The sequence below is a fragment of the Pseudoalteromonas shioyasakiensis genome (assembly GCF_019134595.1).
GTDB classification, from domain to species: domain Bacteria; phylum Pseudomonadota; class Gammaproteobacteria; order Enterobacterales; family Alteromonadaceae; genus Pseudoalteromonas; species Pseudoalteromonas shioyasakiensis_A.
This window is the reverse complement of sequence record NZ_CP077770.1, coordinates 2,746,283-2,768,607: the sequence shown is the minus strand read 5'-3', so window position 1 is coordinate 2,768,607 and position 22,325 is coordinate 2,746,283. Positions and strand designations below refer to the sequence as shown.

The 22,325-nt window shown below is 36.5% G+C and carries 21 protein-coding genes; 15 read left to right on the top strand and 6 right to left on the bottom strand.

What is annotated here, in order from left to right; genetic code table 11:
* The first annotated feature begins 8 nt into the window (after positions 1–8).
* The 6 genes from KQP93_RS12865 (at position 9) to KQP93_RS12840 (ending at position 6,535) form a co-directional block, all read left to right on the top strand.
* The gene (locus KQP93_RS12865) at positions 9–968 is read left to right on the top strand and encodes a flagellin N-terminal helical domain-containing protein (protein WP_217874740.1); all 960 of its coding nucleotides are present in this window, start codon (positions 9–11) and stop codon (positions 966–968) included.
* Between the two features lie 89 nt (positions 969–1,057).
* Complete coding sequence (locus KQP93_RS12860; RefSeq protein WP_217876789.1) at positions 1,058–1,474, top strand: flagellar protein FlaG; 417 nt, start codon at positions 1,058–1,060, stop codon at positions 1,472–1,474.
* 23 nt (positions 1,475–1,497) lie between these two features.
* On the top strand, positions 1,498–2,901 hold the full coding sequence (gene fliD / locus KQP93_RS12855; RefSeq protein WP_217874739.1) for a flagellar filament capping protein FliD: 1,404 nt from the start codon (positions 1,498–1,500) through the stop codon (positions 2,899–2,901).
* Positions 2,902–2,941: 40 nt separating this feature from the next.
* Entirely contained in the window at positions 2,942–3,364 is a 423-nt protein-coding gene (gene fliS, locus KQP93_RS12850) for a flagellar export chaperone FliS (protein WP_217874738.1), read from the top strand.
* A complete protein-coding gene (locus tag KQP93_RS12845; RefSeq protein ID WP_217874737.1) occupies positions 3,354–3,650 on the top strand; it encodes a hypothetical protein in 297 nt (98 codons plus the stop codon). Before fliS ends, KQP93_RS12845 begins: the two co-directional genes overlap by 11 nt.
* 11 nt (positions 3,651–3,661) lie before the next feature.
* Complete coding sequence (locus KQP93_RS12840; protein WP_217874736.1) at positions 3,662–6,535, top strand: 6-hydroxymethylpterin diphosphokinase MptE-like protein; 2,874 nt, start codon at positions 3,662–3,664, stop codon at positions 6,533–6,535.
* A gap of 66 nt (positions 6,536–6,601) precedes the next feature.
* Here KQP93_RS12840 and KQP93_RS12835 read toward each other — a convergent pair whose 3' ends face one another.
* From KQP93_RS12835 to KQP93_RS12815, 5 genes are read right to left on the bottom strand one after another with little or no spacing between them, the layout of a single operon-like run.
* Entirely contained in the window at positions 6,602–7,297 is a 696-nt protein-coding gene (locus KQP93_RS12835; RefSeq protein ID WP_217874735.1) for a class I SAM-dependent methyltransferase, read from the bottom strand.
* Between the two features lie 2 nt (positions 7,298–7,299).
* The gene (locus tag KQP93_RS12830; RefSeq protein ID WP_217874734.1) at positions 7,300–9,486 is read right to left on the bottom strand and encodes a class I SAM-dependent methyltransferase; all 2,187 of its coding nucleotides are present in this window, start codon (positions 9,484–9,486) and stop codon (positions 7,300–7,302) included.
* A complete protein-coding gene (locus KQP93_RS12825) occupies positions 9,480–11,783 on the bottom strand; it encodes an HAD-IA family hydrolase (protein WP_217874733.1) in 2,304 nt (767 codons plus the stop codon). The genes KQP93_RS12830 and KQP93_RS12825 overlap by 7 nt, the downstream gene beginning before the upstream one ends.
* 12 nt (positions 11,784–11,795) lie before the next feature.
* Entirely contained in the window at positions 11,796–12,254 is a 459-nt protein-coding gene (gene tagD / locus KQP93_RS12820) for a glycerol-3-phosphate cytidylyltransferase (RefSeq protein WP_217874732.1), read from the bottom strand.
* 3 nt (positions 12,255–12,257) lie between these two features.
* Positions 12,258–13,145: a LicD family protein gene (locus tag KQP93_RS12815; RefSeq protein WP_217874731.1), complete on the bottom strand. Its 888-nt coding sequence runs from the start codon at positions 13,143–13,145 to the stop codon at positions 12,258–12,260.
* A gap of 186 nt (positions 13,146–13,331) precedes the next feature.
* Between KQP93_RS12815 and pseG the strand changes: the two genes are divergently transcribed.
* Genes pseG through KQP93_RS12770 form a run of 9 tightly spaced genes read left to right on the top strand, consistent with a single transcriptional unit; the run spans position 13,332 to position 21,154 of the window.
* On the top strand, positions 13,332–14,303 hold the full coding sequence (pseG, locus tag KQP93_RS12810; protein ID WP_217874730.1) for a UDP-2,4-diacetamido-2,4,6-trideoxy-beta-L-altropyranose hydrolase: 972 nt from the start codon (positions 13,332–13,334) through the stop codon (positions 14,301–14,303).
* Between the two features lie 24 nt (positions 14,304–14,327).
* Positions 14,328–15,404: a pseudaminic acid synthase gene (gene pseI, locus KQP93_RS12805; protein ID WP_217874729.1), complete on the top strand. Its 1,077-nt coding sequence runs from the start codon at positions 14,328–14,330 to the stop codon at positions 15,402–15,404.
* Positions 15,401–16,141, top strand: coding sequence for a cytidylyltransferase domain-containing protein (locus KQP93_RS12800; protein ID WP_217874728.1), 741 nt, complete (start codon positions 15,401–15,403; stop codon positions 16,139–16,141). The genes pseI and KQP93_RS12800 overlap by 4 nt, the downstream gene beginning before the upstream one ends.
* A gap of 1 nt (position 16,142) precedes the next feature.
* A complete protein-coding gene (locus tag KQP93_RS12795) occupies positions 16,143–16,682 on the top strand; it encodes a GNAT family N-acetyltransferase (protein WP_217874727.1) in 540 nt (179 codons plus the stop codon).
* 1 nt (position 16,683) lies between these two features.
* Positions 16,684–16,926: an acyl carrier protein gene (locus KQP93_RS12790; protein WP_119853507.1), complete on the top strand. Its 243-nt coding sequence runs from the start codon at positions 16,684–16,686 to the stop codon at positions 16,924–16,926.
* Positions 16,916–17,662 (top strand): SDR family NAD(P)-dependent oxidoreductase, encoded by a 747-nt coding sequence (locus KQP93_RS12785; protein WP_217874726.1) that lies wholly within the window; start codon positions 16,916–16,918, stop codon positions 17,660–17,662. The genes KQP93_RS12790 and KQP93_RS12785 overlap by 11 nt, the downstream gene beginning before the upstream one ends.
* A gap of 1 nt (position 17,663) precedes the next feature.
* Positions 17,664–19,010: an AMP-binding protein gene (locus KQP93_RS12780; RefSeq protein WP_217874725.1), complete on the top strand. Its 1,347-nt coding sequence runs from the start codon at positions 17,664–17,666 to the stop codon at positions 19,008–19,010.
* Entirely contained in the window at positions 18,994–20,037 is a 1,044-nt protein-coding gene (locus tag KQP93_RS12775) for a LuxE/PaaK family acyltransferase (protein WP_217874724.1), read from the top strand. Before KQP93_RS12780 ends, KQP93_RS12775 begins: the two co-directional genes overlap by 17 nt.
* Entirely contained in the window at positions 20,021–21,154 is a 1,134-nt protein-coding gene (locus KQP93_RS12770) for an acyl-CoA reductase (protein WP_217874723.1), read from the top strand. The genes KQP93_RS12775 and KQP93_RS12770 overlap by 17 nt, the downstream gene beginning before the upstream one ends.
* Here KQP93_RS12770 and pseC read toward each other — a convergent pair.
* Positions 21,146–22,321 carry a UDP-4-amino-4,6-dideoxy-N-acetyl-beta-L-altrosamine transaminase gene (pseC, locus tag KQP93_RS12765; protein WP_217874722.1) on the bottom strand — a complete coding sequence of 392 codons (1,176 nt, stop codon included), beginning with the start codon at positions 22,319–22,321 and terminating at the stop codon, positions 21,146–21,148. The two genes, KQP93_RS12770 and pseC, sit on opposite strands and share 9 nt — an antisense overlap.
* Positions 22,322–22,325: the final 4 nt, after the last annotated feature.

Below are 22,325 nucleotides of genomic sequence, written 5' to 3'. Positions count from 1 at the left end.
AGGCTAATATGGCTTTATATGTAAACACTAATGTGAGTTCTTTGAACGCACAGCGCCAGCTAATGAAATCTGGCAACTCATTGGATACTTCATTCCAACGTCTATCATCAGGCTTACGTATTAATAGTGCGAAAGATGATGCTGCAGGTATGCAGATCACTAACCGTTTAACTAGCCAAGTTAACGGTCTTAACCAAGGTAACCGAAATGCAAACGATGGTATTTCACTTGCGCAAACAGCTGAAGGTGCACTTGATGAAGTAACTTCAATGTTCCAACGTATGCGTACTCTTGCGCAACAAGCATCGAATGGTACAAATACTGATGAAGACCGTTTAGCGATTCAAGATGAAATGCGCTCTCTTTCATTAGAAGTAAACCGTGTAGCTGCAGACACTACGTTTGGTGGCCAAAACCTTCTTGATGGTAGCTATGATGCTAAGTTCCAAGTAGGTGCTGATGCAGTACAAACTATCGATTTCAGTATGCAAACTGTGGGTGCAACGACAAATAGCCTAGAAGCAAATGGTGGTTTCACTCTTTCGGGTATCGCGGGTGTTGCTGCGGGTGTAACTGGTAATACTCTTACTGAATTAGCTGACGGCGTGAGTGCAATTTCAGGTGCAGCTAATAGTTATACATTTGAAGACACTTTTAAAGCTGCGGATATAAGTGTATCTACTCAAGCAAACGCACAAGCTGTTCTTGCAGGTATGGATTCTCTAATTGCAGTCGTTGACAAAAAGCGTGCAGAGTTAGGTGCGGTACAAAACCGTTTCCAATCAACAATTCGTAACCAATCGAATATTGCTGAAAACCTTAGTGCTGCGAAATCACGTATTCAAGATACAGACTTTGCGCAAGAAACAGCTAACTTAACTAAGATGCAAATCTTACAACAAGCTAGCCAATCAATTTTAAGTCAAGCAAATCAACGTCCTCAGGTAGCTCTGTCGCTACTTGGTTAATATACTTGATTTATAAGCCACTTTGGACATAGGTATTTTTTACTGAAGTGGCTTATACTCTTTAAGAGAGAAAATTTTGAGGTGTTATGATGATAGATCTTAATTCAACTCAAAGGTCGAGTGAAAACCTTTCAACAAGTGCTAGCGGCAGTGTAAAAGCAGAACTTAACGATGCTAAGTTACTAAAAGGCACAGAAGTTGCTGGAAGGGAACCAATCGATATCGAGAAGACAAGCAAAGCTGAGCAAAAAGACAAAAAAGATCTGATTGCTGAAGTTAAGCAAAATTTAGAAAAACTGAATGACTTTATTCCAGTTACTTCAACAAATTTAATTTTTGAATTTGATGAGAAAGGTGATCCGCCAATAATCAAAGTTTTAGATAGAGAAAACGATGAAGTTATTCGCGAGATCCCAACGGAAGAATTTCGTGAAGTTGCTAAAGCTTTGGAAGAGTTTGCCGATAAATTAAGCAATAAAGGTTTTTTGTTCGATAGAACTGCATAAAGTTAGTATTTAGGAGTATTACAATGGCATTAATAACATCTGCAGGGGTTGGCTCTGGGCTAGATCTAGAGAGTATAATCAGTGCATCACTTGCAGCTGAGAATACCCCTAAACTACAAGCGTTTGCAGAAAAAGAAGAGAATTTACAGGTTGAGTTGTCTTCTCTTGGAGAAGTAAAGTCTGCGATGTCTAAACTGCAAGATACCATTGAAAAACTTGCTGATATCGATAACTTTAATCAACGTATTGCGAATATTAAGCAGCCAACAAGTGATGATGGTGACTTAATTTCAGTTACAACGACATCTAAAATCACCCCAGGGGATTTTAACATTGAAGTTGTTGAGTTAGCTCAAGGCAGTCGAGCTACCTCTAATGCGGGCTTATTTACCTCAACAGATGATGTGGTGACCGCATCGGGCGGTACTTTGTCTTTTGCCGCGGGTGATAAAAGCTTTGACTTAACCCTTGATGCAGGAGCAACGCTTGCTGACTTACGTGATGCAATCAATGATTCTGACGATAACTTTGGTGTAACAGCAAATATCATCAACACAGGTACTGAATCAAAATTAGTACTTACATCAAATGTGTCAGGTACAGGTAATGACTTAGTTATTACTAATGACAACGCCGAATTAGATAATGTTTCAACGCTTGCTAACGATGGTGTGAGTGCTGGTGGTATTGCTATTGCTGCAGGTGATGAAGCCAAAAGTGCTGAGATCAAAGTTGATGGTATTTCTATCGTTAGTGATACCAATACATTTAAAGATGCTGTTCAAGATATGACTATCGTCGCTAAGCGTCAGAGTGTTGACAATGAAACAGCTAAGCTTTCTGTTGAAGTTGACAGAGACAGTGTAACTAAGCTCGTCGATGAATTTATAAAAAATTATAACAATTTAATTGGTCAAATAGGCTTTCAGACTCGTGTTGGAAAACCTCTTAATGGTGATTCAACAATACGTTCATTTGATTCTCAATTAGTTAATGCTTTATCTTCAGAGATAACAGACGCTGGCCCGTTTACTAGCATTTTTGATATTGGCTTAGGCGTAGATAAAGATGGATATCTAGAAAAGTCTACCTTAGTTCGTAGTTTGAATGAGGTTATGGATGAGAACTACGATGATATTGGCAAGGCTTTTGCAGGTGAAAACGGTATCGCTAAGCAGTTAGAATCTCTTTTAGACAATTATGTTGATTCTAAAGGCATTATGAAGCAGCGAGAAGATTCATTAAATTCACAATTAGATGATTTAGAGGATGATGTGATTAATCACGAATACCGTATGGAGTCTTTAGAAGCTAGGTTAAGAGAGCAGTATGCTGGTTTAGATGTTTTGCTTGCAAACATGCAGTCAACCCAATCTTATTTGTCGGCTCAGTTATCTAGCTTACCAGGGTTCACTAAGTCGTCTTAATAGTTGAATTAATAAATAAATTTATGACCAAAGGTGATGTATGTATAACGCCAGAGTAAAGAACTATCAAAAAGAAGCACTGAAAACGCGAGTAGCAGGTGCTGATAGATATGAAATCATCCAAATGCTAATGGCTGGGGCCATAGAAAAGATGGTTTTAGCTAAAGTGGCGATAGATAAAAAACACTTGGAAGCCAAAAGTGAACATTTATCAAAAGCATCCGCTATTCTTGAAGCTCTCAGAGGTTGTTTAGATTTTGAAGTGGGCGGTGAAGTAACTGAAAATCTTTACTCGCTTTATTCTTACATGATTGACAGGCTTATCGACGCTAGTATAAAAAATGATACTTCTATCGTTGACGAAGTTTCTGGTTTGTTGAAAGAAATCAAATCTGCATGGGATGCAATTCCAGCCGATATCCGCAATCAAACTTTCGCTGAAAACAGTGCTCATGCAAGCTAGGTTGGAACAGCTAGAGTCAACGCTATCTCAGTTAGAAAAGCATGTTGGTGAGTTAGAGATAGAAGAGTCTAACTCACAACTTCAAAACCTATTGAGTGACTTAAAGACAATATTCTCATCAGAAGAATCTATATCTGATTCAGATAAAGACGCTCTTAATACTATTAACTCTCGTATTATCACGCTTTGTAATGATCTAGCTGAATTAAAAGAGCAAAAAAAACGAGAATTATCTACAATAGTTAAAAATAAGAAAAAGGTTGGGATGTATAACCAACTGAAATAGGCATACTACTTATGACCCTCCCAGAAAATTTTAACGAAGAATTTAAAAAGCTCGAGCAAAAATTAACTGATGCGCAGGCGCATGAACTAAGAGAGCAAAAGTTTGCTGTTGAAGCAAATGAACGATTTTCTAAAAACCTCGCAGCCTTTGAACAATACTACCCAGACGTATTTAAAGCGATTCAGGAGTTTCAACCGAGAGAAGATTTTTGTCTTCATGTGACTAAGTCTGGTCATGGCAATTTTATTCCTAATTTGGCTGAATCCCCTTTATACAATGATGACCCTTTAGAACAGTCTAAATTACAATTAACCAGAGCTTTAACTTCACCAGATATTGTTAAGTTGAAAATTCATGATGGGAATAAGTGGAATCTAGACTGCCGACTTCATATTAGGTATATGGAGAAATTAAGCGTAGAAATAAATGAGTTTTATGAAACTAATAAACCAAAACTAAGAACAAAAATAGAGAGTAACTATCCAACTGTTGTATTTTTTGGTCTTGGTCTTGGTTATCAACTCCAAGAGTTAGTGAACTCAGTTTCTATAGATCATATTTTCTTGGTTGAGCCTGACATTGAAGTGTTTTTTGCAAGCCTTTTTTGTATTGATTGGCATTTAATACTTGAAAAACTAGACTCGGAAGGTAAATGCCTTTTTTTACTATTAGGGGCAACTAGAGAAACATTTATTGAAGATATCTATAATATTGTTGATGATATTGGGCCATATTCAGTTGCATCTTGTTTGATTATTAAACATTTTCGTACAGATCTGATAAATGACTTAGTATCTGATTTTAGGAAAAAGTTCTTCAGCTTTCATTATGGCTTTGGGTTTTACAATGATTCAGTAACTGGCATAGCACATACGCTTAGTAACTTGGAAAATTCAATACCAATTTTTACTAAAAATAAAATCGAGCCTGCCAATAAAGAAACGCCAGTTTTCGTAATTGGAAATGGCCCTTCTCTTGACCTGAATTTAGACTATATTAAAAAGAATTCTAAAAAGGCAATAATTATAGCTGCTGGATCAGCTCTTGGGAGCTTAATTAAAAATGGAGTGATTCCCGATTTCCATGTTCTTTTAGAGCGGCCATTTAGGAATTTTCAGGTAATCGAAGACCTTGCTTCTAAAGAAACATTGAAGAAAATAAATTTACTTGCTGTTAATACTGTGTTCCCTGATACATTTGACCTATATTCTTGGTCAGGTATGACTTTAAAAGGGGCTGAAGCAAGTTCAGATTTCTTAAACTTAGTTAACTATAGTGTAAAGAAAGAAAGCGCTCATTTTATTTCATATTGTAACCCATTAGTTTCAAACACTGCTCTTTCTTACGCCTTGGAACTAGGCTTTAAGAATATATATCTATTCGGTGTTGATAATGGAACTGTTCATGATAAATTACACTCTGAGTACAGTATATATAACCAAGGTGGTAAATATGGTTATAATGAAATGAAGTTGGATACTGATTTAGTGCCAGGTAATTTTGGTAAAGAGGTAAAAACGAACAATACTTTTCGAAGTTCAATAAGTCAGTTTGAGAAGCTTGTAAAGTTATATTCAGATGCAAGTATTTATCATGTTGGCGATGGCGCTAAAATAAATGGTGTCATAGAAACATTACCAACGGAGTTATTGGATTTAGTAGTCGAAATTGAAAAAAGTGTAATTGTTGATCGTATAAAAGCCAAATTTGAAGTTTTAAACGTCGATAAATTTAAAATAAGAAAGCTTTTAAATGTAGGTGCTACCCTTAAAATGGTAGATGGGTTGTTGGAAATATCAGGCGACCAAGTTAATAGCCTACAAGATTGCTTGTCAAACTTAAAAAGACAAGAAAGGTATCTTTATGCGTATAGAGATACTATTGAAAGGCATAACTTTAATCTTATAAAAGGTTCTCTTCTTTATTATCATACTCCAATCATTAGTGAACTTTGCTCATTGAAAAATGAGGTAGATATATTAGATCTTTATCATAAAGTTAATGTGTTATGGCGATCTTATCTAAGAGATATAAGAGAAGATTACCCTAAATCTGTCTATGAAGTGTGTGACTGGGGGATGGATTTAACTAACTTAGTTGAACCCGCTAATGAAAATGACTTTAAAGTGCCAGTTTTACATATATTTAGCATGGCTATGAGTGGTGAAACATTGCTGTTAAGAGCATTGTCCGCACACCCACAAATTTCAATTGTTCATAACCTCAGGGAAAAAGAGCTTTTAGAGGATTTAAGATTATTTAATTATTTGAAAGAGTCTAAAGAGCAGTTTGTTTGGGGGAAAAGTAAAATGTGTCTCCATAAAGACTTAAAGCGAAAAGATATATTAGTTCTTAAACAAGGTGTTTGGGAGCATAATTATGAATATAAAGGTTTTTCTCTTATTCGAGATCCAAGAGCAATTTTTAGCAGTTTAATATCCTATGATAAAGGCTTACCTGATGAGCAACAAAAAGAAAACTTTAAAACGAGGATATTAGCTTGGGCTAAAGGAATTGATGAACAATTATTTAATGAGTTAAATAAAGATATTTCAAACTTAGAAAGGTTTGTTCTTTTTTATAATAGACGAATGGCAGCTATTAGAGATGATTTAAGTATTTTTCGTTATGAAGATATGTGTGAAAATCCACGTGAAGTTTTAACTAAGATTATAGATGACTTAGGTTTACCCCAACACGAGAATGTATTTAATAGTCATCTCCTTTTTGAAAAAGGTAAAAAAGGACATGGGAAGATAGATTTATCTAAGCCAATAAACTCGCAAAGTTTGAATAATTGGAAGTCAGTTTTGTCAAAAAAAGACATTGATTATATTAATGAACATTGTGGATATTATATGAAAACTTTTGGTTATTCTATTTGAAATATAAATCGAGCAGCCTACTTAAGTATGCAATATTCTTAAGTAGGTACCTATTATATAGATTAATTAAGTAATTTTCACTGCAACCTGGTGGTGCCCTATCGCCAGATATTCGTATGAAAGGTTGCTATTTTCAATAAACTCTTGAAAAGCTTTATATTCGTGGTTTTTCCAGTTTGGGTAATTGAAGTATTCATCAAAAACTATAATCGTACCTCTGACTATTTTTGATTCCAGTTTAGATAAAACTGTTTTTGCAGATGAATAAAGGTCAGAATCGATATGGAGTAGTGATATACTGTTGAACTGATTTGAAGATAGAAAGGCATCAATACTCTCATCAAACCAGCCAGGGATAAGTGTTACATTATTTTCAACATGGGGGAGCTTTTCGAGATTAAAGTCGCCTTGCTTACCAATATAACCATTCCACTGCTCTGGCAGCCCATCAAAAGAGTCAAAACCATAAATTCTCTTTTTAGGTAATAACTTTGCAATATGATTAATTGTTGTGCCTTTAAAAACTCCGAACTCTAGAACTTGTTCTAAATCTGAGTCTAGCATCTTAGAAACGTAGCTAAGGACCTCGAGTCTATCTCGTAGTAATATCGCATTACTAGCATGTTTCTTTATGTATTCTAAAGTTGAAATACTAGCATCAAGCTGTAAAAAATTCTTTGGCTTATAAATAGCTGAGTAAGGATCTGAAATTAATTGAGATATAGATTCAATTAATGCATAAGACAATTCTTCTTTATTCATTTTTAACCTTTAATGTTTATGTAAATATTAGGTATATTTTTTGGTATTGAATTACTTATTTTTTCACCAGAAGCGACAGAGCAAATGATAATTAAATCAGGTTTTTCTAAAAATGCTTTTTCCGGAGTTAGTATTTTTTTTCCTAAACTCGCTTCAGAATGCTTTTCAGGTGTGCTATCGATGAAAAAGTAGTTACTTTTAATACAATCTGCTAATGAGCTTTCTAGCTGCTTTGAAAGCGGGGATATGCCCCAAAATGCAACTTTCTCGGGTCTAATGCTTTGAACTTTTTTTATGATATTAGCTTCTATAACCTTGAAAATTTTTTCGAAGTTTGAGCTTCCTTTGTTTTTTACTAATCTCAATAATTTTTCTGTTAAATCAAATAAACCGAACCTCCGAGAATTGATAATTTTTATTATATTTAATTTTGCTTTTGTGAGGTTATCTTTTTCTAATGTTATTATGCATCGATTAATACTATCTCCTAAATCCATTATCTCTGCCATTTCTGTCCACAGGAAAGGAGCTTTTTTATCATTATTATTTTTTATTTCTGTAGTTAATTCTTCTATTTTTTTAATTGTATTTATTCGAGCTTTTTCTAAGTGTGAAGTGGCGGTTTTTACATCATTTTTGTAAAGACATATTATTGCTAAAAACACTGATGACTGGCTTGTCTTTGTTACAAGTAGAGGTGTAAATTCACTAACTTCGATATTTTCTAGCTGACTAAAGATTTGTTGAGCTTCAGAAAGTTTTTTATCATTAAACAGCTTATATCCAATTAGATAACGTAATGAAATAGACCACCTTAGCAAAAACGGAGTTTTTAATTGCTTTTCAGCTAATTCCAAGAGCTGTAAGTTTTGTTCGAACCATTCAGTAGGTGGCTCTACTGTTGAATAGCCAATTACAGTGTTAAGCATTAATTTATCACAGATGGAAAGATCTAGTCTTAGTAATTCCTCGCCATAGTTTTTTCTTTTATCGTCACTTGCAATACGTTGGCCTATCTGGATAATCTGCCTGTGGAACCATGGGATGCATTCTGAGTTGGCGAAATCTATATATTTAGGTATTTCTTTAAAATCGTATTCTGGGTTTAAGTACTTTGTTTCATTTAGCTTATGTTTCCAAATAGGGTTAGATAAGTCAGGGGTTGCTACGACTAAAACCCACTCGGTATCAAGCTCGCCACGTTCAGGATCAATTTCAATAAACTCCCTCAAAGCGTTTGCTAACTTAAACCCTCCAGGAGCTGTTTGTGAATATCTTTTTTCAATTAAATAACCATAAGAAAGAAAAAGAGTTTTAAGTTTCAGCCAATCAAATTCGTGAAAATGATAAGGGTTTGGGTCTTTGCCGCTTTCATCTACCCACATATAGGGTACGCTGACAATTAATCTTCCATCTGGCTTTAGGTGTTTTGAGCTGAATTTGAAAAAATTGTCGTAGTTTTTTAAGTGCTCGATAGTTTCAAATGAGATAATACAATCAGCTTTAGGAAAGTTCGCAGCTGCTACATTATCCAAATCAAAGCAATTGAATGATAAGTCATTAGAACCATATGTTTGATTAGCGTAGTTAACGCTATCACTACAAATATCAAGACCTAATACACTTTTTGATTTTGATAGTTTAGAAATTAAGTAAGCGCCGTAACCTAAGCCAGAAGCACAGTCCATTACGGAGTCAGATTCTCTTATATAATTCGATGCCCATACATATCTATATGTATGAGCGTCAGATCTTGGCCCTGTCTCTCTTAGCATATCCATATGCAGATCTCTATTATTTATAAGCCAATTATATGTTTTTTTTGCGTTATGTATATTTCCTAAATAGTTATATGTTCCTATTAAAAAGTTTTGATTGTTTTGGATTTCTTGATAGTCAAAGTAAGAGTAATCAATAAATGATTTAATGAAACAATTTTTGAATAGAATAGTTTCTATATCTTCTTTTTTAACATTAGAGTTTTCATTAATAAGTGTAAGAGTTACTCTTGTTTTTTCTGTTAATGACTTGATAAATTTTAAAGTTTCTTCAATTTTATCAATGTTATTAATAATATGAATTGATGGTCCATATAAGCCTTCATTTATTGATTTTTTCCTGAGATCAACTACAGAAAGAGGGTCAAATAGAAATGTTCTTTTTTCTAATTCATTATCAAACTTTAACATGTAATTATAACTCCATTACAGATGTTGAGAGAGTTAATATTTTGTTTAATCTCATCAAGGAAAGCTTCAGATGCAACAATTATATTGTTTTTATTCATTTTTTTTGCATTTTCTGGGCTGATAACTTTATAGTTTCTTTTGGTAAAGCTACCTAATGTTGCTTTTTTATCGATTAAAAATTCAATTTTAATATTTTCTGAATCTAATAATATTTCTAATTCATCAAAAAATTCTCCAGCGCCATAAACAATCGCCGTTTTATTTCTTAAAGGAGGAAGTTGTGCTGCTATTTTTAACAGAGATTCAGCATGTTTGTGTTCATTTTCTTCTAAAAGGAAAACATTTTTTGCTAAATAGTCATGTTCTAATTTTGTTATTAAACCATGTGGCCAAGTGATACGATGAGATAGAGTGCCTTTGTAAGTTTTATGCTCTTTCCAGAACTCATGAATGCCTAGCTTTGATACTTGGTTTATTTCTTCCTCTTCTATAATCTTGTATTGGCTGTCTGCACCAAAGTTATCATTATGACCTAAATCACCTAAAAATTGTACTTCCTCCAAGGTAGGAAAAGTTACTTGTCGAGTTAGTACTGAGATAGCAGCTAATCTGGCTTCTACAGAACCTTCATCATGATCAAATGCATTTGTTGCAGCGATATAGCAATCTACGCCATGGTTGAAAGCATCGATTAACTTTTTGTTATAAGGTGATGTTTTATTTGTACATAAAACAGGCTTTATTGTATCGTTAACTTTTTCGTAATCTAAGGTTGTTGTATTTTTTCCAACTAAGAAAAACTCAAATATTTCAGGGCTTCTATATAAATAGTTAATATTTTTACGAGTATCATCATTTAGAGGCAGAAATGATGAAAGGCTCAGCTTATGTGTTCTGCTATATGCTCTATCGGTAGCATAAAACAAGAAGTGATGAATCGCAGGTTCTTCTAGAGCTTTTGTTATCTGATAATTAATAGTTGCTCCAGCACCAAAATCTATTAAAGCAGGTAACTGACCATTTAAATGCTCTTTAGTATAGGCTTTAAAAATAGCTTTTTTATCTTGTATTTTTTCAAGAATTTGTATTTCACTTTGCTCTAGTGCTTCTCTTAGCTTTTTGGCTTTTTGTATATCACTCGTAATAAATTGAATCTCTTCACCTGCAATTGATTCCAAAGTTTCAATCATTTGAGTTGGCAAATATAAATCTTGAGCTAAATTCTTAACAGTATAGTTTTTTCTTGAAAGTACTTCTGAGATTTCTTTATTTAGCTCCTCTGTAGAAATGGAAGGTAAATATGTCGCTTTCCTCGAGGCATACAATACCTCACTGTTAGATTTTTCGAAAAAGTAGTCAAAAATTCTTTTATATATTTCACCTTCTCTCATTAAAAAAAGATGTTTTTCAATACCTCTAAGTTCAGATTCCTTTCTGATCCATTTTACAAAACCCACGATAGTTGGGGCATGAATAGCACAACCATTAAGAAATGCCATTGTCTCTTCATGGCTATAGTTATTTGGTGAAAGTAGCGATGCTGTAACTCTTGCTTTTTGAATAAAGGTAGAGTATTTGTTTTGGAAAATATTCTCTCTTTTAAAAGCCCTCTCTAACCAGCTGGGGCTATTGTAATGAAAAGCCTTAATTCCCATTTCGATGGCATTGTTAAAATCTGATTTTACATTATCACCAATATGAATTAAGTTTTTAGCATTTATCTTTAACTCGTTCAATACATGGGAATACATGTCCCCTGATGCTTTTGTTAGTTTTGTTTCACTAGAGATAAATATCTGTGAGAAATGTATTTTGGGGAGTAGCTTAGATAATAACCCTGAAATAAAACTAGAGTCTAAGTACATATCTGAAATAGCAATTATTTTCTTAGACTTGCTTACTTCAGCTACTAACCTATATGCGATAGGATCTAAAGATAAAGATTCAAGCTCGGCTCTTTTTTCTATTTCAATTAATGCTTGTTGTGTTTTTTTTGGATATGGAGAATTTGCGTAAATCTCATGAAGAGTTACGTCTTGATTTGTGCTATTCAGCCTAGCTTTTTTTTCGAAGTAGATTCTGCTATTTCGAAAAGAGTCTGAATCACAATTAATTAAAATACCTTCTAAAATTGCTTTTTCGGCTATTCGAGTAAAAATATCGCTCGGTTTATTACAGTTTCTTCTTACAAGAGTGTCAAAAATATCAAAAGATACAAACTCAATTGCATCATTTTTGATTGCATTTAAAATTTTTATACGAAAATCACTATTTAAATAAAAGTCTGACAGTGACATATTTAGTTCTCACTATTCAATGGTATAAATTATTGTTTTTATGCTATCTAAAGCAAATTTTAATTCATCAATTTTTGCAGCATTTAGTGCGTTTATACTTTCTTTCACTGCGGTTGATGAGATATTTTCAGTCCTAGGCAGGTAAATAACTTCGCAATACGATTTCAATTCGTCAAATTTACCTTGCCAGTCATTCCCAATTGCGAAAACATCAACATTATACTTCTGAATATCCTGTACTTTTTGTTTCCAGCTATGTTCTGGGATTACACAGTCAACATATTCAAGTGCAGCTACTATATCGGCACGATCCTGATATTTATAAATACTTTGTTTGCCTTTTTCTAAATTAAATTCATCAGTAGATACGCCGACGATAAGACGATCTCCCATACCTTTAAGTTTCTTCAGTAAGTTGAGATGGCCTATGTGAAAAAGATCAAAGGTGCCGTATGTAAGTATTGTTTTCATTAATTAACTCTCAAATACTGTTGCACTTTTGATCATACTTAAATTCCAGTCTTTTTTAGGGGTTTGCCAATCGTCACCGTAATGTGTTGCTAAGTAACTTGTCGCATTAGAGGGTAAGTTGAGAGTGATATTATTAAACTGGTATTTTTCTGTAGTTAAAAGGTGTGAACTAGGCATAGTAAATCCTCGCGATGAAATAACATAATGCATTAGCTCCTCATCAACGTATTTAATAAAAACGTCAAGTTGTGCAAGTTTGCGCTGAGCTTTGATTGGTCTTAACTTAAATGAAGCGCAATCACCTTTATGGATACTGTTATAGTCATTACGCGCTTTATTTATAAAGAGCTCCCAAGGTGTATTAAATTCTAGCTCTAGTCTTTCAAGCAGGGAGGTAATTGATTGAAAACACTTATCTGTGTCTGTGCTATTTATGGCTATATCTAAGTCATCATCCCATGGGATAAGCGCATTATCTCGAACTATACCGAGCAAAGTTCCTGCATCGACATAATATGCGACATTATCTTTGTTTAATGTCTCTGTCACTATCGCAAGTAACTTAAGAGCATTTTGGTTGGCTTCTGTATTACCTAATTGAATTCCTTTGATTGCATGTGCAGGGAGGATACGTATTTTATTTACATTAATTGCTAATTCAGTTTGTAGTTGGCGTTCAATTTGTTCAAAAAACTCACTCGCGACATAAATATAATCAAATTGCATTTTTAGCAATTCTTCTGGCGCATGCACTGTTAAACCTGCCAGTTTATTAGCCTGTTTGGTTGTGTCATTATCAACAAAGCCCAGTACCTGGAAGTCATTTTGCAGGTATTTCAAAGCGGCCTTACCGGCTTCACCTGCACCAAAAATAAAAATAGCGTGCGACATAATATAATTCTTTGGTATTTATAGTTTTTTTGTAAGCAAATTATAGACCATAATAAAGTGGTCATTTAGCCTAATGGTTCTGGTTGTGGACACGTTTCTCTATTAAGCTTGCCACACGACGTGATAAAGTGACTTTAATTTAAGCTAACTTATAACTTTTTCAATAAGTTAATATAGGCATTCAGTATGATAGCAATCTATGCAAATGCAAGCCAGCAAATTGGCTATGGGCATGTAATGCGACAAATAGCGTTGATCGAAGTGCTGCTTAACAAACAGCATAAGGTCACACTTTTTTACCGTGATTTAGCCCCACAGTTGCATGGTAAACTCAGCGGGATGGGGGGGGTTCTTGAGTGTGTTGTAGATGAAGTCACTCTTGTAACCATGCTATCAAAAGCCGATATTTTAATTGTTGATGATTATGCTCTATCAAGCGAAACACTAATTCAGTTAAAAAACACAGTAAAACAACTTGTTATATTTGATGATGGCACATATCAGGGGCAATTAGAATTTGATTTAATCGTCAATCCTAGCGATGTAGTCGATACAATTCATAAAGCGCCTAGGGTGTTACAAGGTTTAGATTATCGGCTAATAAGAAGTGAGTTTAAATCGTATAGGACGCGCGAAAGCTTTATTGAAAAGAGTATTTTTATTAGTTTAGGTGGTACGGATGTCAAAATGTTGACTCCCGAGCTTTGCCAAAAACTTGTTGCTAGTAATGATATTACAAAGCTCGTTGTTGCAGTGAGTAGTAGCTGTTCAGAAAATACACTTACTTTGCTCAATAGGTTAAAGCAACATGATCAGTTTGAATTACATATTGATTATCCAAATCTAGCTAGATTAATGAGTGAAGCTGATATTGCTATAACGTCAGCAGGGGGGAGTTTGTACGAATTAATGTATTTAGGCGTACCAACGATTGCTTTAGTTTTGGTTGATAACCAATCTCAAGCATTAGACTCAACACTAAACAATGCGGCTTATCAATGCATAGATTTTAGAAATGAGCAGACTGACTTTGCTAATGTAGTAAAACAGGCTCTATTTTTGCTTAATTCAGCCGATAAAAAAAGAAAGTTGTCACTTTATGGCCAACAGGCAATTGATGGTATGGCAGCAGAGCGCATTATTGAAGCGCTAGATTAATCAAATAATGGTCGAAGTAATATAATGAAAAAATTTGATGTTGGGCAATTGCACAAGAGTATCAATATTGATGGTGTCGATATTGGTGAAAATTATCAACCTTACACGATTGCTGAACTTTCAGGAAATCACGGTGGCGATATTAATAAAGCACTTGAACTAATTGATGCAGCAGCAAAAACGGGTGCAAGTGCAATTAAAATTCAAACTTATCGTCCAGATACAATTACCCTGGATCATGATGGTCCTGAATTTGTTGTGAAAGATAAATTATGGCAGGGTCGCACTTTATATGAATTATATGAGGAAGCACATACACCTTGGCATTGGCACGAGGCATTATTTGCACGAGCTAAAGAGCATGGCATCACTTTGTTTTCTTCACCATTTGATAAAACAGCAATTGATTTACTCGAAGATTTAAATTGCCCTGCATATAAAATAGCCTCATTCGAAATTACTGATATTGGTCTGATTCAATACGCTGCTAAAACGGGTAAGCCTATCATCATGTCGACGGGGATGGCGACGCTCGCTGAGATTGAAGAAGCAGTCACTGCTGTGAAAGAAGCGGGTGGCACGCAGTTAGCTATTCTTCATTGCGTGAGTGGGTATCCTACTCCAATTGCTGATTGTAATCTTTCAACCTTGACCTATTTACATCAGTATCTAGATATACCTGTGGGTTTAAGTGATCACAGTTTGGCGGATACTGCTGCGATTGCCTCTGTTGCCTTAGGTGGCAGTATTATTGAAAAGCACTTCAAAATGGCGAACGATACAACAAGTGTCGATGCCGCTTTTTCATTAGATCCAAATGAATTTTCTCGCATGGTGTCTGCGGTTAAAAATACCAAAAGCGCACTGGGTGAGCCTAGTTTTAGACTGGCAAAAAGCGAGCAAGATAATGTTGCATTTCGTCGTTCACTTTATATTGCAGAAGATATTAAAGAGGGCGAGTTATTTACCGAACAAAACCTGCGTTCTGTGCGTCCTGGCTTGGGATTGCATCCGCGTTATTTAGACGAGTTAATTGGTAAACCTGCGAAACAAGCGTTAACGAAAGGAACACCGATGAAACTAGAGTACGTAACACAATGAAGATTGTAGCCTGCTCACAAGCGCGACTTGATTCAACACGGTTACCTGGAAAAGTATTGCTACAGGTTGGGGGGAAGTCGTTACTTGACTACCACATCAGCCGTGTTACTCAAGCTACAAAATTGTTTGAGCATGTTATTGCGACCAGCGAGAATGAAAATGACAATAAGATAGTCGCATTTTGCGAGCAACGAGGCGTTATAGTTATTAGAGGCAGCAAAGATAATGTACTGCTTCGTTTCAACGCAGTGGCAGATGAATTAGCATTAGATAACGAGGACCGTATTATTCGTTTGACGGCTGATTGCCCATTAGTTGATGGCAAATTGATTGATGAGTTAGTTAGTAGTCACTTAGCGCAAGGTGATGACTATACAAGTCTTAATGCGGGCAATCTTATTCGTGGATTTGACGCAGAAATTATGTCAGTTGCAGCACTTAGGTATGCAGCTAAACAAGCTACTAAGGACTATGAGCGTGAGCACGTTACACCGTACATCTATCAGCATCCTGAGTTATTCAAATGTGGTAACTTTAAAGCGTTGAGTAATATCAGTAGTGCTGCGAGGTTATGTATTGATGAGCCTGCCGATTTTACAATGTTTGAAGCGCTAGTTGCTACCTACCCTGATGATCTTCTGTGTGCAAGCAGTCAAGATATAATGGCTTTTTTAGCACAGCATCCAGCTATTGCGCAGCTTAATTTACATGTACATCAAAAGCGCTTAGGTGAATAATATGCACATCGCAAATTATGCTGTTACATTAAAGCGGGTAACCGAACAAGATTGTGAGCGTGTCTGGCAGTGGCGCAACATGCCACATGTGCGTCTGCAAATGACCAACCAACAATCTATCCCATGGGATGATCACCAAATTTGGTTTAAGAATATGTTGGTTGATAATTGCCAACGTCATTTTGTTATTTACTACAAAGAGCAGCCAATAGGCGTGATTAATGTTAAGTCAGATCAGCCGATTGAAAACGCCAACCGCGCTGAAATTGGTATTTATATCAGTGACACTCATTTTTTGGGTAATTTAATTGCCTTTGCGCCTTCGCTTGCATTGATTGATTATCTTTTTAATGAGTTAAATGTTAAAGAGTTATATTCAGAAGTAAGGCGAGAAAATACAGCGGCAATCCGCTATAATCAACAACTTGGCTACCAATTGGCAGACCACCCAACAAACCAGGCGTTAGTCAGTATTTCGTTAACTCATGACGACTATTTTCATGCAACGCCTAAACTTAAGTCATTTTTAAACCGAGGTTAATGTGTCACTTAATAAACTGACAGATGCGTTTGTTAGCGTATTAGAAATCGAACAAGACGAAGTATGTGACCAGTTAAGCTATTCAGAGCATCCCAAATGGGACTCTATGAGCCATATGATGCTGGTGGCAGAATTAGAAGCGCAATTTGATATTATGCTTGATACGGATGATATTATTGATATGAGTTCGTTTTTAAAAGCCAAACAAATTCTATCAAAATATGGGGTGTCATTTGACGAGTAATAGCAGCCGAGTATTGATCACTGGTGGTAGCAGCGGTATTGGCTTTGCGGTGGCAAAGCGACTGCTAGAGGATGACTCAAAACTATTATTGGTAGCGCGGGACGAACAACGTTTACAAGCAGCGCAGCAAGCGCTTAAAGCGGATTATCCAGATGCAGATGTTGTTGTTTTTGTTGCTGACACGTCTATTCCTGCTGAAATAAAGAAAATATTTGCTTATTTGCAGCAACAAAAATGTTCATTGTCAGGGCTTGTCCATTGCGCGGGAAGTATGCTTGAAGCGCCATTGATGATGGTACGAGAAGAGCAAATTGATGAGCAATACGCTGTCCATTTAAAATCTGCACTAATGCTTTGTCAAAGCGCCAGTAAAATGATGCTTAGAGCGAAACAGGGCAGTTTAGTCCTGGTAAGCTCTGTTGTGGCTGAACAAGGAAGCAGTGGGCAAGTTGTTTATGCAAGTATGAAATCAGCGATGAGCGGATTGGTTAAAAGTCTTGCCCAAGAGCTTGGTACATTTAATATTCGTGTTAACTGTGTAAGCCCGGGCGTAATAGACACTCCTTTGCTTGCTCACTACGATGATGAAAAAAAGCAGCAACTAGCTGAAAAGTCAGCACTAAAACGCTTAGGCGCGGCAAGCGAAGTCGCTAATTTAGTTCGTTTTTTATTAGCTGATGAAAGTCGCTATATTACAGCACAAAATATCGCTGTTGATGGTGGTTTAAGGTTGTAATATGCATGGTGAGTTTTGGCAATTAGAAAATAAAAACCCTGAGGCAAAGCTTTATTACAAAGACCATTGCATAGATTACAATGAGCTAGAAGCTCAAGTGCAGCAGGCCGTAAACGCATTGCCATCTGAGCGCTGTTTAATTGCTTTAGTCGCGCAATCAACTCTCGACTTTGTCATTTTTTACTTAGCAGCTCTTAGACAATCTCATGTTGTGTTATTAGTTGATGCAGGCCTCGCTGAAAACGACATAAATGAGCTACTAGAGCACTATCAAGTTAATCTGCTTATTGAAGGAAATAAAATTCACTCATTAAGTGATTACACACATCAATTAGCTGATGAACTATGTTTGTTACTATCAACTAGTGGTTCAACAGGCTCCCCTAAGTTGGTAAAGTTAAGTAAAGCTAATTTGGCTGCAAACTGCGCTTCAATAAATCAGTTTTTACCGATACTTAAAGATGATGTGGTAATGACCTTTTTACCGTTATCCTACTCGTTTGGTTTGTCTATTTTGCATACCCATTTAGCAATGGGAGCGAGTATTGTGTTTCAATCAGATAGCCCTATGTCGGCTGATTTTTGGCATAATTTTGAGCACTATAAGGTGACCAGCTTTTATGGTGTACCACTGAGTTATCAATTACTTAATAGATTGGGCCTTGAAAAAATGCCACTTGGCAATGTTCGTTATATGGCACAAGCTGGTGGTAAGTTACTCGCACGTGATTGGCAATTATTAAGTGATTACACGCACAACAATGACATTGATTTTTTTGTTATGTATGGTCAAACCGAAGCAACAGCGCGCATAGCCTATTTACCCGCAGAGTATTTTAGTCGTCAAATTGGTTTTATTGGTAAAGAGATCCCCGGTGTTGAGCTACAGCTTCTTGACTCAGAAGGTGAACGAGTTGAGCAGTTTGATAGCCAAGGTGAGCTGTGTGTTCGTGGTGGCAATATATTTGGCGGTTATAGTGAAACACTGGCAGAGCTGGGCTATTTCGAAGATATTTCTTTGCTCCATACCGGCGATATTGCAATACAATCGCCATCGGGTTTATATCAAATTGTCGGGCGCTCTAAGCGCATCTGTAAAATAGCTGGGCGTCGGATTAATCTTGATGAATTGCAATCGTGGCTCGACGCTTTGTGCCAATTTGAAGTGGTCTGTGTTGGTAGTGAAGATGAAATAGTTGTTTACTCAGAGCAACCTATCGAAGCGGAAGTAATAAAACAATTAGCCGCTAAGCTTAAGTGCCATAGTCGTTTAATACAAACAGTCGTGCTCGAAGCGATCCCAAGACTAAGTAACTCTAAGGTGGACTATAATGCACTTAAGCAATGAGCAACTCCTCGAGTTGCCAATTTATGGCTTAAACAAAGCGCAAAAGCAGGCGTTTCTTGCATCGCAATTAAGCTTTTTAGATAACTACCATCTTCAGCACTGTGCCTTGTATCAGCGCTTGCAACAAGGCTGTGAGCAAGTATCTCCTTTGACAGTACCATTATTTAAAGAGTTTTTGTTAACCAGTATTACAGCCGAGGATCAGCATCGTTTGCTAACCTCATCAGGCACGCAAGGACCTACCTCTAAAATAACGTTAGATTCTGAAACTGCGCAGTTACAAAGCCGAATTTTAACGAAAGCCTTACAGCATTGGCTAGGGAAGCAACGGCTTCCAATGCTTGTTATTGATGCAAAGGCAACCATACAAAAGAAAGCTGGTATGTCCGCCCGCGCAGCTGGTATTCAAGGCATGTTGTTTTTTGGCCGCGATCCACATTTTGCATTAAACGATGACATGACATTAAATATTGAAGTCATTGAGCAATTTTTTGAGAAGTATAAAGACACCCCAGTTTTTATGTTTGGCTTTACTTTTATTGTTTGGCAGCAGTTTATTCAACAGCTGGTGCAAATGGGGAAACGCTATTCGTTTTCAAAAGGCATGCTACTTCATGGTGGTGGCTGGAAAAAAATGCAGCAATCAGCGGTAAGCAATGATGTGTTTAAGCAGCAAATAGCTCAATCTCTTGGTGCTATTAGCGTGCATGATTATTACGGTATGGTTGAACAAACTGGTACCATTTATATTGAGTGTGAACATGGTCATTTACACGCACCTGTTTGGTCAGATATAACTGTTGTTGATGCAGCTACCGCTGAGCCGCTTGGTAACAATCAAGCGGGCGTGATTCTTCTTAATTCGGTTTTGCCAAAGAGTTACCCTGGTCATCGATTATTGACCGAGGATTTAGGAGTGATCCATGGTGAAGATGATTGTGCTTGTGGTCGCTTAGGTAAATATTTTTCAGTGCTTGGCCGTTTGGCGAAGTCACAGGTGAGGGGTTGCAGTGATACCTTTAGTTGATGATCCTCAAGTAGAGTTTTTATTTAGTAACCCGGCTAACTTGAGCTGTTTAGACACCGCATTTAGTGATGATGTCATAAATGAAATAACTGCTTTTTCAACTTTTCTTTTAAAAGCACAGCACTCTAATGCTCATTCGGCGTTGGGCTTTTGGTGCCGTAAAAGTAACGTATTGGCAATGAAGAGCGATTTTAAAAGTTTTGCTCACTCATCACCGAAAGGGCTTATCTTTCATATTACCCCAGCAAATGTTGATACCGTTTATTTTTACAGCTTAATCCTTAGTATTCTGTGTGGTAACAGCAACATAGTGCGCATTAGTGATCGAAGTGGGGATGAAGCATATAAGCTAATTGATTCTCTAAAGCGTTTTTTAAGTCAGCGCCCTCAATCAGTATTACATGCTTTAATTTGTATTGTTTCTTATCCAAGTTCAGCTGAAGAGCTAACACGGTATTTTAGTGAACTATGCGATATGCGGGTAATTTGGGGCGGTGATGACGCAATTGCTAAAATTAACCAGCAATCACCCGTAACTAACCAGATTTGCTTTCCAGATCGCTTCTCCATTGCCGTGTTACACCTTGAAAGTGAAGCTGAAATGGAAGATGCTGCTATACGCTTTACACGTGATTATGTACCTTTCTCACAACAAGCTTGCTCTTCTATAAAAGCGGTTTTATGGCATAAAACAAGCAAATCCTTACAAGCGTTATTCTGGCAGTCTTTAAAGGATAAAGTGCAGCACAGTGACGAAGCATTTTCACAAACCGCTCAATATAATCGTTTATATAACTTTCAGCGATTATTACTGATTCATCAATTTAGTGTCGAAAACACTTATAAATCTGTTGCGGGTTTAATTTGTGAAGCTGCCCCGTTTGATTTAGCAATTTTAGCTGATCACAAAGGTGATGGGCTTATATTAAGCTTTGAACTGGACAATTTTGATTTTACAACACATGCAAAACTGCAAACAGTCTCTTGTTATGGCTTAACCACTTCAGAACTTGAAAAGTTATCTTCCCAAGCGCTTAGAATAACACCTCTCGGTTCAGCGTTAACGTTCAATTACCTATGGGATGGCGAAAATCTATTAATGGCGTTTTCAAATTAATTGCTGATGGGTTTTGAGCACTGTCTGCTTAATATATTCAATGTCTTGTGATGACAAAGATGGATGCAATGGAATTGTCATTGCTTGTTGGTAATACTGCATGCTTTGCGAGAAGTCACACTTATTAAACCCAAGTTCTTGGTAGTAAGGCTGTAAAAAAATCGGAATGTAGTGAAGGTGAGCTTGAACACCTTGTTCTCTTAGCCGTGTTACCATCTGAGCTTGTTGTTGCTGGGTCGTAAAGTTGATTTTCAAGATATATAAGTGATAACTGCTATAACTCTCTGACTTTTGTTTCAACGGCTCAAGCCCTTGGCTAGTAAAATACTTATCAAAATCTTCAGCTATTTTGTTCCGAACAGAAATAAAGTTATCTAATTGTTTTAACTGGCTAAGCCCTAATGCAGCTTGCAATTCGGTCATTCTATAGTTAAAACCAAGTTCAATTTGTTGATAATACCAAGGGCCGTGACTTGGCTCCGTCATTTCATCAGGGTGGTTTGTAATGCCATGACTACGTAAGCGTTTCATCTTTTTGTCAAGCGCTTCACAGTTGGTAACCGCCATGCCACCTTCAGCAGATGTGATTATCTTAACTGGATGAAAGCTAAAAACAGTGATGTCAGAGTAATCACAACTGCCAACAGGGTTGCCTTTATACTTGGCGCCTATAGCATGAGAGGCATCTTCAATCACCTTAAAACCATATTCTTTGGCAAGTTCATTGATTGCTGTCATATCGCATGACTGGCCTGCTAAATGAACTGGGATCACAACTTTAGGGAGTCGCTGGTTTTGTTTGGCTATCGTTAGTTTTTCTTTAAGGGCAACAACAGACATATTGCCTGTTTCAAGGTCGATATCAACAAAATCGACACTTGCGCCACAATACAGTGCGCAGTTACTCGAGGCGGCAAAGGAGATTGGTGATGTCCATACGATGTCACCAATACCTACACCTAAAGCAAGGCAAGCAATATGTAAGGCTGAAGTAGCACTGTTAGTAGCACAGGCATGTTTAGCACCGCAATATTCAGCAATGGCACTCTCAAACGCGGGTACTTTAGGGCCTTGTGTTAACCACTCAGATTTCAAGACATCAATTACAGCATTGATATCTTCTTGCGAAATACTTTGCTTACCGTAGGGAATTAGCTTATTCGTCATGAGA

Excerpts from the sequence above, each read along its gene's own strand:
- KQP93_RS12865 (WP_217874740.1), top strand. The coding sequence starts at position 9 with ATGGCTTTATATGTAAACACTAATGTGAGTTCTTTGAACGCACAGCGC.
- KQP93_RS12830 (WP_217874734.1), bottom strand. The coding sequence starts at position 9,486 with ATGTTAAAGTTTGATAATGAATTAGAAAAAAGAACATTTCTATTTGAC.
- KQP93_RS12780 (WP_217874725.1), top strand. The coding sequence starts at position 17,664 with ATGCATGGTGAGTTTTGGCAATTAGAAAATAAAAACCCTGAGGCAAAG.
- pseC (WP_217874722.1), bottom strand. The coding sequence starts at position 22,321 with ATGACGAATAAGCTAATTCCCTACGGTAAGCAAAGTATTTCGCAAGAA.
- pseG (WP_217874730.1), top strand. The coding sequence starts at position 13,332 with ATGATAGCAATCTATGCAAATGCAAGCCAGCAAATTGGCTATGGGCAT.
- KQP93_RS12795 (WP_217874727.1), top strand. The coding sequence starts at position 16,143 with ATGCACATCGCAAATTATGCTGTTACATTAAAGCGGGTAACCGAACAA.
- KQP93_RS12835 (WP_217874735.1), bottom strand. The coding sequence starts at position 7,297 with ATGAATAAAGAAGAATTGTCTTATGCATTAATTGAATCTATATCTCAA.
- KQP93_RS12825 (WP_217874733.1), bottom strand. The coding sequence starts at position 11,783 with ATGTCACTGTCAGACTTTTATTTAAATAGTGATTTTCGTATAAAAATT.
- fliD (WP_217874739.1), top strand. The coding sequence starts at position 1,498 with ATGGCATTAATAACATCTGCAGGGGTTGGCTCTGGGCTAGATCTAGAG.
- KQP93_RS12775 (WP_217874724.1), top strand. The coding sequence starts at position 18,994 with ATGCACTTAAGCAATGAGCAACTCCTCGAGTTGCCAATTTATGGCTTA.
- KQP93_RS12815 (WP_217874731.1), bottom strand. The coding sequence starts at position 13,145 with ATGTCGCACGCTATTTTTATTTTTGGTGCAGGTGAAGCCGGTAAGGCC.
- pseI (WP_217874729.1), top strand. The coding sequence starts at position 14,328 with ATGAAAAAATTTGATGTTGGGCAATTGCACAAGAGTATCAATATTGAT.
- fliS (WP_217874738.1), top strand. The coding sequence starts at position 2,942 with ATGTATAACGCCAGAGTAAAGAACTATCAAAAAGAAGCACTGAAAACG.
- KQP93_RS12845 (WP_217874737.1), top strand. The coding sequence starts at position 3,354 with ATGCAAGCTAGGTTGGAACAGCTAGAGTCAACGCTATCTCAGTTAGAA.
- KQP93_RS12860 (WP_217876789.1), top strand. The coding sequence starts at position 1,058 with ATGATAGATCTTAATTCAACTCAAAGGTCGAGTGAAAACCTTTCAACA.
- tagD (WP_217874732.1), bottom strand. The coding sequence starts at position 12,254 with ATGAAAACAATACTTACATACGGCACCTTTGATCTTTTTCACATAGGC.
- KQP93_RS12800 (WP_217874728.1), top strand. The coding sequence starts at position 15,401 with ATGAAGATTGTAGCCTGCTCACAAGCGCGACTTGATTCAACACGGTTA.
- KQP93_RS12840 (WP_217874736.1), top strand. The coding sequence starts at position 3,662 with ATGACCCTCCCAGAAAATTTTAACGAAGAATTTAAAAAGCTCGAGCAA.